This is a genomic window from Agrobacterium sp. MS2, assembly GCF_003261015.1.
GTDB classification, from domain to species: domain Bacteria; phylum Pseudomonadota; class Alphaproteobacteria; order Rhizobiales; family Rhizobiaceae; genus Agrobacterium; species Agrobacterium pusense.
Window position 1 is genome coordinate 14,722 of record NZ_QLNF01000039.1, and the last position, 17,228, is coordinate 31,949.

The 17,228-nt window shown below is 58.8% G+C and carries 16 protein-coding genes and 1 pseudogene; 6 read left to right on the plus strand and 11 right to left on the minus strand.

Annotation, left to right across the window (positions count from 1 at the left end):
• Positions 1-131: 131 nt before the first annotated feature.
• Complete coding sequence (locus tag DOU54_RS13780) at positions 132-581, minus strand: DNA polymerase III subunit chi (RefSeq protein ID WP_004441079.1); 450 nt, start codon at positions 579-581, stop codon at positions 132-134.
• Between the two features lie 25 nt (positions 582-606).
• The gene (locus tag DOU54_RS13785) at positions 607-2,100 is read right to left on the minus strand and encodes a leucyl aminopeptidase (RefSeq protein WP_113382500.1); all 1,494 of its coding nucleotides are present in this window, start codon (positions 2,098-2,100) and stop codon (positions 607-609) included.
• 298 nt (positions 2,101-2,398) lie between these two features.
• Here DOU54_RS13785 and DOU54_RS13790 point away from each other — a divergent pair, with 298 nt between their 5' ends.
• The 6 genes from DOU54_RS13790 (at position 2,399) to rsmA (ending at position 10,157) form a co-directional block, all read left to right on the plus strand.
• On the plus strand, positions 2,399-3,568 hold the full coding sequence (locus DOU54_RS13790; protein ID WP_004441075.1) for an LptF/LptG family permease: 1,170 nt from the start codon (positions 2,399-2,401) through the stop codon (positions 3,566-3,568).
• Positions 3,565-4,653, plus strand: a complete 1,089-nt coding sequence (lptG, locus tag DOU54_RS13795; RefSeq protein ID WP_004441073.1) for an LPS export ABC transporter permease LptG — start codon at positions 3,565-3,567, stop codon at positions 4,651-4,653. Before DOU54_RS13790 ends, lptG begins: the two co-directional genes overlap by 4 nt.
• Positions 4,654-7,035 carry an LPS-assembly protein LptD gene (locus DOU54_RS13800; protein WP_022555938.1) on the plus strand — a complete coding sequence of 794 codons (2,382 nt, stop codon included), beginning with the start codon at positions 4,654-4,656 and terminating at the stop codon, positions 7,033-7,035.
• Between the two features lie 295 nt (positions 7,036-7,330).
• Complete coding sequence (locus DOU54_RS13805) at positions 7,331-8,278, plus strand: SurA N-terminal domain-containing protein (protein ID WP_006700162.1); 948 nt, start codon at positions 7,331-7,333, stop codon at positions 8,276-8,278.
• A 26-nt stretch (positions 8,279-8,304) separates the two neighbouring features.
• Positions 8,305-9,327, plus strand: coding sequence for a 4-hydroxythreonine-4-phosphate dehydrogenase PdxA (pdxA, locus tag DOU54_RS13810; RefSeq protein WP_113382499.1), 1,023 nt, complete (start codon positions 8,305-8,307; stop codon positions 9,325-9,327).
• Positions 9,327-10,157 (plus strand): 16S rRNA (adenine(1518)-N(6)/adenine(1519)-N(6))-dimethyltransferase RsmA, encoded by an 831-nt coding sequence (gene rsmA / locus DOU54_RS13815; protein WP_113382490.1) that lies wholly within the window; start codon positions 9,327-9,329, stop codon positions 10,155-10,157. Before pdxA ends, rsmA begins: the two co-directional genes overlap by 1 nt.
• A 15-nt stretch (positions 10,158-10,172) precedes the next feature.
• Here rsmA and vapC read toward each other — a convergent pair whose 3' ends face one another.
• From vapC to DOU54_RS28100, 9 genes and pseudogenes are all read right to left on the minus strand, one after another.
• Positions 10,173-10,571, minus strand: a complete 399-nt coding sequence (gene vapC / locus DOU54_RS13820; protein ID WP_113382489.1) for a type II toxin-antitoxin system tRNA(fMet)-specific endonuclease VapC — start codon at positions 10,569-10,571, stop codon at positions 10,173-10,175.
• Positions 10,571-10,804 (minus strand): type II toxin-antitoxin system VapB family antitoxin, encoded by a 234-nt coding sequence (gene vapB / locus DOU54_RS13825; RefSeq protein ID WP_035207666.1) that lies wholly within the window; start codon positions 10,802-10,804, stop codon positions 10,571-10,573. Before vapB ends, vapC begins: the two co-directional genes overlap by 1 nt.
• 127 nt (positions 10,805-10,931) lie before the next feature.
• Entirely contained in the window at positions 10,932-11,594 is a 663-nt protein-coding gene (gmk, locus tag DOU54_RS13830) for a guanylate kinase (protein WP_004441063.1), read from the minus strand.
• 4 nt (positions 11,595-11,598) lie between these two features.
• The gene (locus DOU54_RS13835; RefSeq protein ID WP_113382488.1) at positions 11,599-12,486 is read right to left on the minus strand and encodes a YicC/YloC family endoribonuclease; all 888 of its coding nucleotides are present in this window, start codon (positions 12,484-12,486) and stop codon (positions 11,599-11,601) included.
• 71 nt (positions 12,487-12,557) lie between these two features.
• Positions 12,558-13,778: an endolytic transglycosylase MltG gene (gene mltG, locus DOU54_RS13840; RefSeq protein ID WP_113382487.1), complete on the minus strand. Its 1,221-nt coding sequence runs from the start codon at positions 13,776-13,778 to the stop codon at positions 12,558-12,560.
• 363 nt (positions 13,779-14,141) lie between these two features.
• A complete protein-coding gene (gene fabF / locus DOU54_RS13845; protein WP_004441057.1) occupies positions 14,142-15,404 on the minus strand; it encodes a beta-ketoacyl-ACP synthase II in 1,263 nt (420 codons plus the stop codon).
• A 244-nt stretch (positions 15,405-15,648) separates the two neighbouring features.
• Positions 15,649-15,885: an acyl carrier protein gene (locus DOU54_RS13850; protein ID WP_003502080.1), complete on the minus strand. Its 237-nt coding sequence runs from the start codon at positions 15,883-15,885 to the stop codon at positions 15,649-15,651.
• 350 nt (positions 15,886-16,235) lie between these two features.
• Complete coding sequence (gene fabG / locus DOU54_RS13855) at positions 16,236-16,973, minus strand: 3-oxoacyl-[acyl-carrier-protein] reductase (RefSeq protein ID WP_022555933.1); 738 nt, start codon at positions 16,971-16,973, stop codon at positions 16,236-16,238.
• 85 nt (positions 16,974-17,058) lie between these two features.
• Positions 17,059-17,228, minus strand: a pseudogene (locus DOU54_RS28100) (ACP S-malonyltransferase); the annotation flags it as partial.

The window sequence follows — 17,228 nt, forward strand, 5'->3', positions numbered from 1 at the left end:
TCTGTCTGCTGATAACGCGTCTAAAAGCGTACATGTTGCATGCGTTCATAAAACAACCGTCACGGGCGACACCACATGCGATTTCTTACCGGCCATTTTCCCGTTGCAAAGGTAGTCAGACGGGGGACGGGTCATGCCTTTTTCTGCCAGCGCCCTTCCGGCGATTGCTGCCAGTAGGTCAGCGAATGCCCCTCCGTTTTCAGCCTTTTCCAGTGGTTTCGCGCCATTTCGGTTTGGTAGGCATCGTATCCGTCGAACATGAAGACGATGCGTTCATAAGCCTCCACTGCCGGGGGCTCGGCGCCATCGACGAGAAAACGAACACTCGCGGCGTTGGCGTTCCCGTCCGATGCCGTCAGGAGAATCGGCTGGTTTTGCGGTACTGGCGAAGTGTCGGTGGCGTGCGGAAGGAAGCTGTCGTCGCGGAACGTCCAGAGATGCGTGTCGAGGAAGTCCCGGCGCTCCTCGCCCACTGTCTGGACCGCGACCTTCCAGCCGCGTTCCAGCGATTTCTCGAGCAAGGGCGGCAGCGCGTCCTCCAGCTTCGATTCCGTCAGGTGATAGAACAGAATTTCAGTCATGCGCTGGCGTGCCGCTCCGCTCGTCTCAATCTTCGTAATGGGCGCGAACGAGTTCGTTCAGAAGACGCACGCCGTAACCCGATCCCCAGGACTGGTTGATCTCGGTCAGCGGCGAGCCCATGGCTGTCCCGGCGATATCGAGATGCGCCCACGGTGTTTCACCCACGAAGCGCTTGAGGAACTGCGCAGCGGTGACGGAGCCCGCCAGGCGGCCCGAGCTGTTCTTCATGTCGGCAAATTTGGAATCGATGATCTTGTCGTAATCCTTGTGGAGCGGCATGCGCCACAGTTTTTCAGCCGTCACCTCGCCGGCCTGCGAAAGCCGCGTTGCCAGTTCATCGTCGTTGGAGAACAATCCGGCCTGCAGATTGCCGAGCGCCACGGTGATCGCGCCCGTCAGTGTTGCGAGATTGATCATGAATTTCGGATTGAAACGCTCCTTGGTGTACCAGAGCGCATCGGCCAGAACCAGCCGTCCTTCGGCGTCGGTATTGATGATCTCGATGGTCTGGCCGGACATGGAAGTCACGATGTCGCCGGGGCGCTGGGCGTTGCCATCAGGCATGTTCTCGACAAGGCCGATGACACCGATAACGTTTGCCTTGGCCTTGCGGGCCGCAAGCGCATGCATCAAGCCGGTTACGGCTGCAGCACCACCCATGTCACCCTTCATGTCTTCCATGTTGAGGCCGGGCTTCAGCGAAATGCCGCCAGTATCGAAAACGACCCCCTTGCCGACAAAGGCAACGGGTTCATCCTTTTTGGAGCCGCCGTTCCATTGCATGACCGCAAGCCGCGGCGGACGGGCCGAACCCTGCGCCACGCCGAGAAGGGCATTCATGCCAAGCTTCTTCAGTTCCTTTTCGCCAAGGACCTCCACCTCGACGCCGAGTTTGCGCAACTCTTCCGCCTTTTCGGCGAATTCGACCGGGCCGAGAACGTTCGGAGGGAGATTGACGAGATCGCGCGCCAGTATAACGCCGCCCGCAACCGCCTCGGAGACGGCAAAAGCCTTTTCCGCTTCCTGATGGGCGACCGTGACGATGATGATCTCCACCTTCTTCGGCGTCTTTTCGTCCTCGGACTTTTTCTTGGTCTTGTATGCATCGAAGCTGTAGGCGCGCAGCAGAAGACCAAGCGCGAAATCCGCCGCCGCCTGAGCGCCAACCTCTACGCCCGGCGCATCGAGATAGACAACGACCTTGTCCGCCTTCTTGAAATGGGCAGCCGCCGTACCGCCGGCACGCAGCCAGTCATGGGCGACCAGCTTCGACGGCTTTCCGATTCCGATGACCAGCAGCCGGTCGGCAGCGGAACCCTGCGGCGCGATAACATCAAGCGTCGTCATGGATTTTGCGGAAAAGCCCGCGATCTTCGCCGCCCTTTCGATCACACCAGCCGGATCGGCTTCGGAAGCACCGGCGACGGCCTTCGCGTCACCCGAGGCCTGCAGCATCACGGCCAGGGCATTTTCCAGCGAGGCGGAATTGGCGAAAGATATATCGAATTTGGCGGACATGTTTTCCTGCTCTTCTTCTACGACTTGCACGATGCGCATGATCATGGCCTTTTCGGCCCCGGGCGCAACCCCGCATTCTTTAAAGCCCCACAGCCGTTAAAGGAAATGCATTTTTAGTGAATGCGAACTCCCGTCATGAAACCGACAGCTTGTTCCACAAAAAGACACAGGCGGCGGAAAAATTGTCGCGCAAAACATATTTGTGAGCCTGCCGGAATAGCCAATTGCAAACGATGCGATTAGATAGGCGGAAACTCGGCGAGCGATCGCAGGGAAAAACAATGTCGAACAGGGCCGTATGAAGCTTCTCGAGAACTATATCCTGCGGCGGACAACGCAGATGTTTCTGGTCGCGCTGTTGCCGGTGCTGGCCATCATCTGGACCATCCAGGTTCTCCAGAGAATCAATCTCGTGACCGATACGGGCCAGTCGATGGGTTCCTTCATGGCGCTCGCGACGATGATCCTGCCGACGCTCATTCCCGTCGTGCTGCCTTTCGCGCTCGTCATCGGCATCACCCAGATTTTCACGACGATGAACAATGATTCCGAGCTCGCGATCATCGATGCGGCCGGATCTCCGCGTTCGATCATGTATCGCCCGGTTCTCATTCTCGCTGCCGTCCTGAGCGCACTTTCCTTCACCATCACCAATTTCGTCGAGCCGCCTGCCCGCAGTTCGGCCCGGCAGATGGTGGCTGCGGCCTATGCCGACCTTCTCTCCTCCGTGATCGAGGAAAAGACGTTCCGCACCATCCAGGACGGCCTTTACGTGCAGATTGCCCAACGGCAGGGTCGTATTCTCAAGGGACTGTTCGTTGCCGACCGCCGCGATCCGAATTTCGATCTCATTTATTATGCCAAGGAAGGCATGATCGACGAAAGCGGTACGTCGCTCACCATGCGCGACGGCGAGGTGCAGCAGAAGACGCCTGACGGCAAGGTCTCGATCGTCAAGTTCCTGTCCTATGCCTTCGACCTTTCGACCATGTCGGAAAAGCAGGATTCGGAGCCTTCGCTCTCTCCGGGCGACGCCAGCCTCGGTTTCCTTCTCTCGCCCGATGAAAACAATGCGAGCTACAAGCGCTCGCCGGAGACGTTCCGCAGCGAATTGCACAAGCGACTGTCGGACTGGATGTTCGCCTTTTCTTTTGCGCTGATATCGCTGGTCATCGCCGCCGACGCCCGTTCGCACCGCGAGGCGCGCATGCATCCGATGGTCGCGGCGCTGGTGACGGCTTTCGTGCTTCGCTGGCTCGGTTTTTACGTCACGAACCAGGTGAAGCAGAGCGCAGCCTTCATTCCTCTGGTCTATGCCGTTCCGGGCCTCAGCGGTGCTGCGGCCGCCTTCGTGCTGATCACCGGCCGTAAACCGAAAATGCCGAGGATGGTAACCGATGCGGCGGGCCGGTTGCGCCGTCTCTTCTCCAGCCGGCTGGCGCGCAATTCGGGGAGCGGCAACGCATGATCTTCAACACGCTCGCCCGGTACTTCCTGAAACGATATCTCATCACGGCCATCTGGTTCGTGATCGGCGTATCCTCGATCATTTACCTTGCCGACTTCAGCGAAACGGCGCGGCGCATGTCCGGCCTGCCCGGCTATTCCGTTCCGGCCGCGCTTGGCCTGACAGCGCTTCGCCTGCCGTTGATCCTGCAGCAGACCATACCATTCATTGCGCTGTTCGTCGGCATGACGACGCTGATCTCGCTCAACCGGCGCTACGAACTGGTCGTGACGCGCGCCGCCGGCATTTCCGCCTGGCAGTTCATTCTCCCCTTCGTGCTGGGCGCGGTCCTCATCGGCATCCTGTCGGTCACTGTCCTGAACCCCATCGCAGCGTGGGGCCAGAACAAGTCGCTCGCCATGGAGGCCGGTCTGCGCAACGAAGCGGGCGGCGGACGCCAGCAGCAGATCATTCCGTGGATGCGCCAGTCGAGCGGCGGCCAGGATACGATCATCGGCGCCAAGAGCTTCGAAGACAACGGAACGATGCTTCTCGACGTGGTTCTCATCGACCTCGACAAGGACGGAAACATCGTCTCGCGGAAGGATGCGAAGTCGGCTAAATTGGAAGATGGTTACTGGCTTCTTAACGGCGTTTCTGAAACGCGGGCCGGACATGTGCCAGTTCGGCAAGAGAGCATGCAGATCAGTACCAATCTGAGACGGGAATTCGTCCAAGAGCGCATGACGCAGACGGAAACCGTTGCTTTCTTTGACCTTTCTCACAAGATCGAAGTTGCAAAGTCCTTTGGACTATCTTCAAAGGCGCTTGAGACGCAGTATCATTTCCTGCTATCGACGCCCCTGCTTCTGGTTGCGATGACCTTGATCGCCGCGACCGTTTCATTAAAGTTCAGCCGCTTCGCCCAGTCGCGCTCCGTGATTCTGGGTGGAATCGTTTCCGGCTTCGTGCTTTATGTAGTAACCGTGCTCGTAAGGGCATTCGGGAGTGGTGGTGTTGTCCCTCCCACCGTCGCGGTCTGGGTTCCAGTCATCGTGGCGTTGGCTTTGGGGGCAACCATTCTGCTTCATCAGGAGGACGGCTAAGTGGCGGTAATTGACCGCGGGAATATCAGGCGGCTTTGGACGGCCCTTCTGACAGGTGCCGCTGTGTGCGCGTATTTGGCATCCAGCCCGGTCGCTTTCGGCCAGGATGGTTTGCTTGCGTCGGCAAGCCAAGACGATTCGAAACTCCTGCTCACAGCAAATGAACTGACCTATAACCGCGATTCCCAGCGCGTCATCGCGAAGGGCGTGGTTCGCATGAAATATTCGGGCTACCGTATGGTGGCCCAGCAAGTGGAATATAACCAGCAGACCGGTCGCGTGGTCGCCCATGGCAACATCGAGCTGATCGAGCCGGGCGGCAACAAGATCTACGCCGACGAGATGGACGTGACCGACGACTTCGGTCAGGGGTTCGTCAACGCATTGCGCGTCGAGACCACGGACAATACCCGTATTGCCGGGGAAAGCGCCGAGCGCCTTGAAGGCGACCTGATGGTCCTCAACAACGGTGTCTACACCGCGTGTCTGCCCTGCGCCGAGCGCCCGGAAAAGGCGCCGCTGTGGCAGGTAAAGGCCGAGCGCGTCATTCAGGACGGCAAGACCCATACGGTGCGGCTGGAAAAAGCACGTCTGCAGCTTTTCGGCCATTCGATCGCCTATATCCCGTTCCTGACGGTGCCGGACAATACGGTGAAGCGGAAATCGGGCTTCCTGTTCCCGCAGATGAGCATGACCAACAAGCTCGGCTTCGGTATCGGTGTCCCTTATTTCCAGGTTCTTTCCGATACGTCCGACCTCACGGTCACACCGACCTACTACACAAAACAGGGCCTGCTTCTTCAGGCTGAGTTGCGCCAGCGTTTCGAAACCGGCATGCACACGCTGACGATCGCCGGCATCAGCCAGCAGTCCTCGGATACGTTCATTGCCGGAACGAGTGACGCGCTGAACGATCAGCGCGGCATGGTTGCCAGCAAGGGCGATTTCAGCATCAACCCGCGCTGGGCCTTCGGCTGGGACGCCATGGTGCAGTCGGATAACAATTTTTCGCGTACCTACAGCCTGAAAGGCTACAAGAACGACGTCCAGACCAATCAGATTTATCTGACAGGCACTGGCGAACGTAACAGCTTCGACGCCCGCGGTTATTACTTCAACGTTCAGGACACGGATAATTCAGAGCTCAAGGAACGTAAGCAGGCGATCGTTCATCCGGTCGTTGACTATCGTTACTTCCTGCCGGATCCGATCTATGGCGGCGAGCTCTCGCTGACCACGAACTTCACGAGCATCAGCCGTTCGACGCAGGATTCCTACGCGATGGGCGGCTTCCCGCGCTTCAACGGTCTGGAAGGCTCTTACACGCGCTGGACCACGGAAGCGGAATGGAAGCGCACCATCACGATGGATAGCGGTCTTCAGATCACGCCGATCCTTGCGGCGCGCGGCGACGCGTTGTGGACCGACATGACTGCGGCAAGCTTCACCTCCGGCGGCACATCCTATGCCTATGAAGGCATGATCCATGACGATGCTGCCTTGCGCGGCATGGTCACCGGTGGCCTTGAGGTGCGTTATCCCTGGCTGTTCACGGCTCTCAACAGTAGCCACGTGATCGAACCCATCGCGCAGATTTTCGTGCGGCCGAACGAGCAATATTCCGGTCGTTTCCCGAACGAGGACTCACAAGCCTTTGTGTTCGACGCCACAAACCTGTTTGAGCGCGACAAATTTTCGGGCTTCGACCGGATCGAAGGCGGCACACGAGCCAATCTCGGCTTCCGTTACAACGGTACTTTCGACAATGGTTACGGTGTTCGCGCCATTGCCGGCCAGTCCTTCCATCTCGCTGGCGATAATTCCTTCGCCTCCTATGATCTTCTGAATGTCGGCGCCGATTCCGGCCTCGAATCCGATCGTTCGGATTATGTCGCCATGGCTGCATTCGATGCACCTATCGGTCTTTCGCTGTCCTCGAGCCTGCGTCTCGACAAGGACAATTTCGAAATCAACCGGTCTGAAACGGGCATCAGCTATTCGGATCGCCGCATCAACGGCAGGCTCAGCTATACGCAGGTCAAGGCGCAGCCGAAATACGGCTATAACGAAGACCGCGATATCATCCAGGCATCCGGTTCACTGCGCATGGACGATAACTGGTCGCTGTTCGGCTCGATCAACTACGATCTGAACGGCAAGTTTGCCGCCGAACGCCGGATTGGCATCGCCTATCAGGATGAATGCACGATCTTGACGGTCAGCTATTCCGACGAAGGCAATATCAACTCCAGCCGCCAGGCCGCCAATGACTGGTCGATCAACGCCCGTCTTGCCTTCCGTACCCTTGGCGATATCAGCGTCGGCTCCGCGAACGAAGACTGGAACGACATGGATATTGGCTGGAAGCCGAACAATTACTGAGTTTAAAGGCGGGCCGCACAGCATTGTGGCCTGCCTTTTTGCTATCAGACCAGTAGTAGTCACGGTTTTGCCGCAACAACGCGCCAGTGTCGACCCGGCATGACAGTATCGGGTTTCTTTCAACAAACCGACACATTGCCGTTTTGCGGATCACGATGATATATACGTGGCAAATTCGCGGTGCGGATGCACATGTGCAGGTCTGAAAGGCGGGGGAAGGCAAAATCCCTGTTACCAGACGAACAGATTGGCGGGACAGGGCAACAGGACCCTGCCTGACGAAAGGGAGAAGGATATGATGAATTTCGGAAAGTCGGCTTTGCGTGGCGCTGCTTTTGCCTTTGCGATATTCGCCGTTCCCATGGCCATCGTGCCTTATGCCGGTCAGGCCTTTGCCGATAACACCGTGAAGATCGTCGTCAACAAGACCCCGATCACCAATGACGACATTTCCAAGCGTGTCGCCTTCCTGAAGTTGCAGCGCCAGTCCGGCAACCTCAATGAAAAGGCGCGTGAGCAGCTTGTCGATGAAGCGCTGAAGCGCGAAGAAATCGCCCGCGTCAAAATGTCGGTCAGTACGGAGGATGTCGATGCTGCCTTCGCGCGATTTGCCGGCAACAACAAGATGAAGCCGGAGCAGTTGACGAAGGTGCTGGCGCAGGCGGGCGTTGGCGCGGACCACTTCAAGGCCTTCATCGCCGTTCAGATGAGCTGGCCGCGCCTTGTGAACGCCCGTTATGGCGCGCGCGGCAAGATGTCAACGCAGGATCTTGTGACCCGCCTGAAAGAGCGAGGCGACAAACCGGTCACCACGGAATATTTCCTGCAGCAGGTTATCTTCGTGATACCGGAAGCAAAGCGCAACGCCATCACTGGCAAGCGCAAGGCTGAGGCTGAAGCCTCGCGCAAACGTTATCCCGGCTGCGACCAGGCGATGAGCTTTGCCGCGACCATGCGCGATGTGGCAATCAAGGACCTCGGCCGCATTCTGGCGCCTGAGTTGCCGGAAGACTGGAAGGCTCTGGTAGAAAAGACCAAGGAAGGCGGCACCACCGGCACACGCGTGACCGAAAAGGGCGTCGAATATCTGGCCATCTGCAAGCAGCGCCAGGTTTCCGACGACTATGCGGCGGAAATGGTGTTCAAGTCTGAAGACCTGATGAAGGCCAAGGAAGGCGAAAACCCCAACGAAAAGAAATACATGGATGAGCTGCGCAAGAAGGCGCAGATCGTCAACACCTGATATTGATACAAGAGCCGGGTCTTTCCGTGACATATGCATCCCTGCCGCTTGCCCTGACACAGGGAGATCCAGCCGGTATCGGCCCCGACATCGCCATTACCGCCTGGGCGAAGCGCCGGGAAAACGGTGTGTCCCCCTTCATCTTCATCGGCGACCCCGATGTGGTGGCAAGCCGCGCGGCGCTGATCGGCGTGCCGCTCAATATCGAGACCTGCGATGCGGACAGTGCCGTTGGCCTTTTCGAAAACGCGTTTCCGATCTTACCTCTTCCCGTCGGCTTCGACGTGCAGGCGGGGCAACCGCATGTCGGCGCTGCCCATGCCACAATCAAGGCCATCGAAACCGCCGTTTCGCTGACGGTCGAGGGCAAGGCTGCGGCCGTTGTCACCAATCCCATCGCAAAATCGGTGCTTTACGAGGCTGGCTTCGGTTTCCCCGGTCATACGGAGTTTCTGGCTGATCTCGCCTTGCGCCAGACCGGTGAACAAGTCACGCCTGTCATGATGATCGCCGGCCCCAAGGTCCGTGTCGTGCCGGTGACGATCCATATTCCCGTGAAAGACGTGCCGGCCGCGCTGACGGAAGAGTTGATCGTCACGACCTGCCGGATCATCGATGCCGATCTGCGACGGAAATTCGGCATTGAGGCTCCGCGTCTGGCGGTTGCCGGGCTGAACCCGCACGCGGGTGAAGACGGCGCACTCGGCACGGAGGATCGCGATATCGTTCACCCCGCGACCATGCGGCTGCGCAAGGACGGGATCGATGCGTTCGGTCCCCTGCCCGCCGACACCATGTTCCACGATGCCGCCCGCAAGCGTTATGACGTGGCAGTGTGCATGTATCACGATCAGGCGCTTATTCCCGCCAAGGCGCTGGGCTTCGACGATTCGGTCAACGTCACACTCGGGCTGCCCTTCATCCGCACCTCGCCAGACCATGGCACTGCCTTTGGTATTGCCGGCCAGGGCATCGCCAATGAGGCGAGCCTCGTGGCGGCACTCAAGATGGCGGCGGACATTTCCCTCCGCAGCCGGGCCGGCGAATAATGGCGGCCATCGACGGACTACCACCGCTACGGGACGTCATCCAGCGTCATGGGCTCGATGCGAAGAAATCGCTCGGACAGAACTTCCTGTTCGACCTCAACCTTACCCAGAAGATCGCCAGAACGGCGGGACCGCTCGAAGGCGTGACTGTCATTGAGGTCGGGCCCGGTCCCGGCGGCCTCACCCGCGCTATTCTTTCGCTCGGGGCGAAAAAGGTCATTGCCGTCGAACGGGACAGTCGCTGCCTGCCGGCACTGGCGGAAATCGAGGCGCATTATCCCGGACGGCTTGAGGTCATAGAGGGAGACGCCCTGCAGACCGATTTCGAGGCTCTGATCCCCGTCGGCGAGCCGGTGCGCATCATCGCCAACCTGCCTTACAATGTCGGCACGCAATTGCTGGTCAATTGGCTTCTGCCGAAGCAATGGCCGCCCTTCTGGCTTTCGATGACGCTGATGTTCCAGAAGGAAGTCGGGCAGCGCATCGTGGCGGAAGAAGGCGACAACCATTATGGCCGCCTTGGCGTTCTCGCCGGCTGGCGTACGGTTGCCGAAATGGCCTTCGATGTCCCGCCACAGGCCTTCAGCCCGCCACCGAAGGTAACCTCCACCGTCGTGCATCTGCTGCCGAAGGACAAGCCGCTGCCCTGCGATGTCGCCAAGCTCGAAAAAGTGACCGAAGCCGCCTTCGGTCAGCGCCGCAAGATGTTGCGCCAGAGCGTGAAAAGCCTTGGCGGCGAGGCGCTGCTTGAAAAGGCTGGGATAGACCCGACGCGGCGGGCGGAGACGTTATCGGTCGAAGAGTTCGTTACGTTGGCGAACTGCCTGTAAATCAGGATTTTGAAACTACACCCAGTTTTCGACCCGTAAGCCGGGCATCCGGACGAACTCGCGCATGTTGTTTGTCACGACGATTAATCCTTCGCTACGGGCATGGCCGCCAATCTGCATGTCGTGAACACCACAGGGCGTGCCCGCTCTGGCGAGCTCCGCCCTGATCTGGCCGTAATGCGATGCGGCTTTATCCGCGAAAGGCAGTACCTCCAGACGCGCTGTGAAATTCTCGATCGCGCCTAGATTTTCGCGCCGCCGGGCTGACTTCTCCGCACCGTAACAGAGCTCACCAAGCGTAATGCTCGAAATACAAAGCTCGTCCGCCAAACTGTTGAATTTGTCCCGTAGGTCGGGCGGGTATGTCTTCATCACATAGATGCAGATGTTCGTATCCAGCATATATCGGAGCATCAGAAGGAATCCCGCTCTTCCAACGGCGGCTCTTCGCGACTGGACATGAAATCGTCCGTGGCACGCGGACCGCTCAAAAAGAGGTCGTCCCAACGCTTCCCATAGGGGACAATAATACGTGTCAGACCGACTTTGAGGATTTCCACCTTATGGACGTCGTCTGGAAAAGCGACGGTCTTCGGCAGCCTGACAGCTTGACTGCGATTGCTTGTAAATACGGTAGACGTAGCCATGCATCGACCCTCGTATATCCCATTGGGATATACATAGCGCCAGTTTGTCCTTCGTTCAAGGACTCTGGGGCATGACGATGGACGAGACAGGGACGATCAAACTTGGTGGTCTGATCTCATTGATACCTCAGAGCTTCGGCTCTTCCTCCAGCAAAGCCCGCACGAAATCGAACATGCCATGGCGGCGGTCTCGGCGGACGCGTTCGGCTTTGACGATTGCTTCGACGGCCTCGAAAGCGGCCTGCAGGTCGTCATTGAGAATGACGTAGTCATAGTCGCGCCAGTGCTCGATTTCGGCGCGGGAATTGAGGAGCCGGGTCTTGATCACCTCTTCGGTGTCTTCGGCCCGGCGGTGCAGGCGCGATTGCAGTTCGGTCATGGTCGGCGGCAGGATGAAGATCGAGACGACGTCTGCCTTCATCTTGTCCTGCAACTGCTCGGCACCCTGCCAGTCGATGTCGAACAGCATGTCGCGGCCAGCGGCCATGGCATCTTCCACCGGCTCGCGCGGCGTGCCGTAGAAATTGCCGTGAACCTCGGCCCATTCCAGCAATTCCTCATTATCACGCATGCGCTCGAAATCGCGCTTGGAGATGAAGTGGTAGTGAATGCCCTCGATCTCGCTCTGCCGGCGAGCGCGTGTGGTGACGCTGACGGAAAGGCTGATATTCTTGTCTTTCTCAAGCAGGTTGCGCGCGATCGTGGATTTGCCCGCGCCGGAAGGCGAAGAAATCACCAGCATCAGCCCCCTGCGGGCGATCGTGACGGGAGAAATATTCACCGGGGCCATGGGTCTACTCCAGATTTTGGACCTGCTCGCGGAACTGGTCGATAACCACTTTCAGCTCTATACCTGCTGCGGTTACCGCACTGGCGTTCGATTTGGAACAGATTGTATTCGACTCACGGTTAAATTCCTGTGCAAGAAAATCGAGCTTGCGGCCAGCCGGACCGCCATTGGCCAAAAGCTCCCGAGAGGCCTGCACATGGGCATGCAGCCGATCGATCTCTTCGCGCAGATCCGCCTTGGTGGCGATCAGCGCCGCCTCGGCATGAAGGCGGTCACGATCAAGCCCGTGCATGCCATCGCCAATTAGCGCAATCTGCTGAGCAAGCCTCGCCGCGATCTGCTCCGGGTGACGGGAGGGATCGCTTTCAATGATGTTCACAAGCTGCTCGATCCGGTCGATATGACCGGAAAGGATGGCGAACAGAGATGCCCCTTCCCGCTCGCGCATGTCCTTCAGCTTTTCGACTGCAACAGCGAAGCCAGCCAGCACATCGCCGTTGCGCGCAGCCAGCGCCTCCGCATCGTCTTCCGCCTCGCGAAAATCGACCAGACCGCGCAACGTAAGCAGCGTATCGAAGCTCAATGGCTTGTCGTCGACGACATCGCCCAGTTCCTTCTTGAGCGCCAGAACCGCGGCGAGAGCATCGCGATTGATGACAGCCTCGAGCCGGTTCTCGGCAACTGAGAGCGCCAGTCCCGCCTGGATATTGCCGCGGGAAAGATGCGCCCCCGCGATTTCCCTCAGCCCGGTTTCCAAAGCTTCCAGACCGGCAGGCAGACGCAGGCGCAGATCCAGCCCCTTGCCGTTTACCGAGCGTAATTCCCACACCCAGCGGTAGCGGCCGGAGGTGCCTTCGCTGCGCGCGAAGCCGGTCATCGATTGCAACGTCATATATGGAATCCCCCCGTCACGCCGCACGAAACCGGGCCTTGTGGTCACAAGGCCCGGCCGTGATTTATCAGTTAGTTATTGGCCGGTTTTTCCGCCTCTGCACCACCGGGCTGACCATCCACGACAACGTCGGGATTCGCTCCGGCAGCCGCCTTTTCTGCCTCGATTTTGCGCCAGCGGCGCACATTGGCATTGTGCTCGTCCAGCGTCTTTGCGAACACATGACCGCCCGTACCATCGGCCACGAAATAAAGATCATCCGTGCGCCATGGGTTGGCAACCGCCTCCAGTGCGGCCCGGCCGGGATTGGCGATGGGCGATGGTGGCAAGCCTTTGATCACGTAAGTGTTGAACGGCGTCTGTTTCTGGAGATCCGATTGATAAATCGGCCTATCCGAAGGTTTGCCGTCGCCGCCGAACAGACCATAGATGATCGTCGGGTCGGATTGCAGACGCATGCCCTTTTTCAGGCGGTTGTAGAAGACCGAGGCAACATGGGCGCGCTCGTCATCCTTGCCGGTTTCCTTTTCGACGATCGAGGCCAGCGTCACGAACTCCTCGACGGTCTTGATCGGCAGGTCGGGATCACGCCGTTCCCAGATCATGTCGATCAGCTTGTCCTGCGCCGCGCTCATCTGATTGATGATTTCTTCACGCTTGGTGCCGCGGGTGAAGCGGTAAGTATCCGGACGCAGACTACCCTCCGGTGGCAAGGTAGCGGGAAGTTCGCCATCCAGAACCTCGTCGGCAGCAAGGCGGGCGAACATCTGCTTGACAGTCAACCCTTCAGGCAGCGACACGGAATAAAGGATCGACTTGCCCGATTCCAGCAGCATCAGGATGTCCTTCATCGATGCGCCGGCCTTGATCTCATATTCGCCGGTCTTCAACGTCTGGTCCTTTTGCAGATAGCTGCCGGCCATCAGACGGAAAACGCGTGCGTTGGAAATGATGTCGTTGCGCTCGAGATTATTGGCGATCTCAATGAGACCGGCACCATTACGCACGGTGAAATGTGTATTCGTTTCAAGCGGCCCCGGCTCCTGAAACGCATTGATCATGTAATAAAAGGCGGCGATCGCCAGGACGCAAACGGCAACGGCAAGCGTCATCAGGAAGTTCAGGAAGATGACAAGCTGGCCATGGGCCTTGCGGGAGCGCTTCGGCGGCGCCGGCACCTTTTCCGGCCGCAAGGCTTCCGTCGGGGATTTCGGAATGATCGGACCGCGATTGCCTTCGCCCGCGCCGTTTTGTCCGTATGGTCCCTGGCTGTTCTGGTTCGTGTCGCTCACCGTCGGTCCTTTTCAGTTCGGCGTTGTCAGCGCTTTTTGCGCAGGTAATGCGGCAAAAACAGGTTCGGAATGGCTTCCTGCACCACATAAAGACACCGTGAAGCCTTCTTGTTCTGCCTCACGAATATCACCTCGGACAAAGCCGATGGGGGAAAGATACCTGTGGTCCGAAATCGAGCAGACCGGCAAACTCTCCCAATCAATGACTACAATATCGGCGCGAAAACCGGAATGGCTTTCGCAAGCCGAACCACGTTCTTCTAAGGAAAGAACATTCTTTTAAAGCGTCCGGCAGGAGAGCGCCGCACCGCCGGGGACGGTATGCGGCGCGGACGCCATCGCGACGGCCACAGCCGCCGCGACTTACGCTTCGTAACGGCGCAGCACGAGGGAGGCGTTTGTGCCACCGAAGCCGAAGGAATTCGAAAGCGCCACATTGACCTGCCGCTTGCGCGCCTTGTGCGGCACAAGATCGATCTTGGTCTCGACATCGGGATTGTCGAGATTCAGCGTCGGCGGAACGATGTTGTCGCGGATTGCAAGCGTAGCGAAGATCGCCTCTATGGCGCCCGCCGCACCGAGCAGATGGCCGGTGGCCGACTTGGTGGAAGACATGGAAATCTTCGAGGCCGATTCGCCGACAAGACGCTCGACAGCTCCAAGCTCAATGGTATCGGCCATGGTGGATGTGCCGTGGGCATTGATATAGTCGATATCGTCAGGCGTCAGGCCCGCCCGCTTCAGCGCCATCGACATGCAGCGGTAGGCGCCTTCGCCATCTTCGGACGGTGCCGTGATGTGATAGGCATCACCAGAAAGGCCGTAACCGACCACTTCCGCATAGATCTTCGCGCCGCGCGCCTTGGCGTGCTCCAGCTCTTCCAGAACGACGATGCCAGCACCCTCGCCCATGACGAAACCATCGCGGTCGCGATCATAAGGGCGCGAGGCTTTTTCCGGATTGTCATTGTGCTGGGTGGAAAGGGCCTTGCAGGCCGCAAAACCGGCAAGCGCGATGCGGCAGACCGGCGATTCGGCACCACCGGCGACCATGACATCGGCATCGCCGAGCGCGATCAACCGGGCGGCGTCGCCGATAGCATGCGCGCCGGTCGAGCAGGCCGTCACCACGGCATGGTTCGGTCCGCGCAGCTTGTGGCGTATGGAAACCTGGCCGGATACGAGATTGATCAGGCGGCCGGGAATGAAAAACGGGGAAATGCGACGCGGGCCCTTGTCGCGCAGCGTATAGCCGGCCTCGACGATGCCTTCCAGACCACCGATGCCGGAGCCGATCAGAACGCCGGTCGCGATCTGGTCTTCGTCGGTTTCAGGATGCCAGTCTGCATCAGCAAGCGCCATGTCGGCGGCAGCCATGCCATACAGGATGAAGGGATCGATTTTGCGCTGTTCCTTGGGTTCCATCCAGTCATCGGCATTGAAGGTGCCGTTGGAACCATCGCCCACGGGAATGCGGCAGGCGATCTTTGCAGGAAGGTCTTCGACTTCGAATTCAGTCACGAGACGGGCGCCGTTCTGGCCGGCCAACAGCCGTTCCCAGGTCACTTCCGTTCCACATCCAAGAGGAGATACCATGCCGGTACCGGTGATAACGACACGCCTCATCGCCAATGCTCCGCCCTTATCCAAATCATCGGTCTTCTGCGACATCGGGCACCACGGGGTGTTCACGCAATGGCGCAGCATTTCAAAATCACGGCATGAGAATCGCGGCTACCGTTCCGGGCCGTAACCTCATGCATCGCCGGAAACGAGCACCTGTCGGAGCACGTGCCACCGGCCGATAAAACATTGGCCCGGACAAGCCGGGCCAAGACGGGAGGATATTGCACCTCCCCATGCGGGTCGATCAGGCCTGGGCCTTCTCGATGAACTTGACAGCGTCGCCGACGGTCAGGATCGAATCCGCAGCGTCGTCGGGAATTTCAACGCCGAATTCTTCTTCGAAAGCCATGACCAGTTCAACGGTATCGAGCGAATCAGCGCCCAGATCGTCAATGAAGCTGGCGCCTTCAACAACCTTGTCGGCGTCAACGCCAAGATGATCAATTACAATTTTCTTTACGCGTTCTGCGATATCGCTCATGTCGGTTTCCTCGACCTTTATTTTGAAGGGAATGCCTCGCGGCACCCTGCCCTGTTAGAAGCCCTCATGCGCCGTTCAAATCCGGCACTGCGGGCAAACCCGTTCAACCCGGTCCAAGCTAGACATCGTCACGCAAAATCGCAACGGCTTCCTGTCTCTCCGGGACGACTGTTCACAGTCTTGGCCCGCTTAACATGGTTTCAATCGGTCGAAAAGCCTGAAAACGCGCTAAGCACAGCGTATGACAGGCAATTTCGCCGAAAACCGGTCAGCGGGGCCTTGCGGCGCCAGCTACCCAAGAAGGTGCTTAAACAGCGCCGCAATCCTTTTCATGACGGACTTGCGTGCCGTCAGATCATCGCCATGCCGCCGTTGACGTGCAGGGTCTGGCCGGTCATGTAGGCCGCCTCGTTGGAAGCGAGATAAAGCACGGCAGAGGCGACTTCGGCACCCGTGCCCATGCGCTTCATGGGAATGGCGCCCATGATGGCGTCTTTCTGCTTGTCGTTGAGCTTGCCGGTCATCGCGCTTTCGATGAAGCCCGGGGCTACGCAGTTGACGGTAACGTTGCGGGTGGCGATTTCCTGCGCCAGGGACTTGGAAAAGCCGATCATGCCGGCCTTGGAGGCGCAATAGTTCGCCTGGCCGGGATTGCCGGTAACGCCGACGATGGAGGTTATGTTGATGATGCGGCCAAAACGGCGGCGCATCATCGGATGCGTCAGCTCGCGCGTCAGGCGGAACATCGCCGTCAGGTTCACTTCAATGACGTTATCCCAGTCTTCGTCGCTCATGCGAACGAAAAGGCCATCCTTGGTGATGCCGGCGTTGTTGACGAGGATATCGACGCCTTCCAGCTCGGCTTCAGCCTTTTCACCGAGCGCTTTGACTTCAGCGCGGTCGGCAAGGTTGGCCGGGAAAATCTTGACGCGGTCGCCAAGTTCCGTCGCCAGCGCCTCAAGCTTTTCAACGCGGGTGCCGTGCAGGCCGACAGTTGCGCCCTGGCTGTGCAGAAGGCGGGCGATTTCTTCGCCAATGCCGCCGGTCGCGCCGGTTACGAGGGCCTTGCGGCCTGTCAGATCAAACATGTCCTATTCCTTCTTTAGAGCTTCGGACTGAAAATGTTGAGCGTTGTTGCGCCCTGAGGAATGCGGCTGCGGGAGAAATCCCGCCTCAGCCGATAAGCGTGGCGAGCAGCTGATCGATATCGGCAGCACCGTTGACGGCAACGCCATTCACCGTCTTGTCGATACGGCGGGCAAGGCCCGTCAGCACCTTGCCGGAACCGATTTCGTAAAGCTGGGTCACGTTGTTGGCGGCGAACCATTCCACCGTCTCACGCC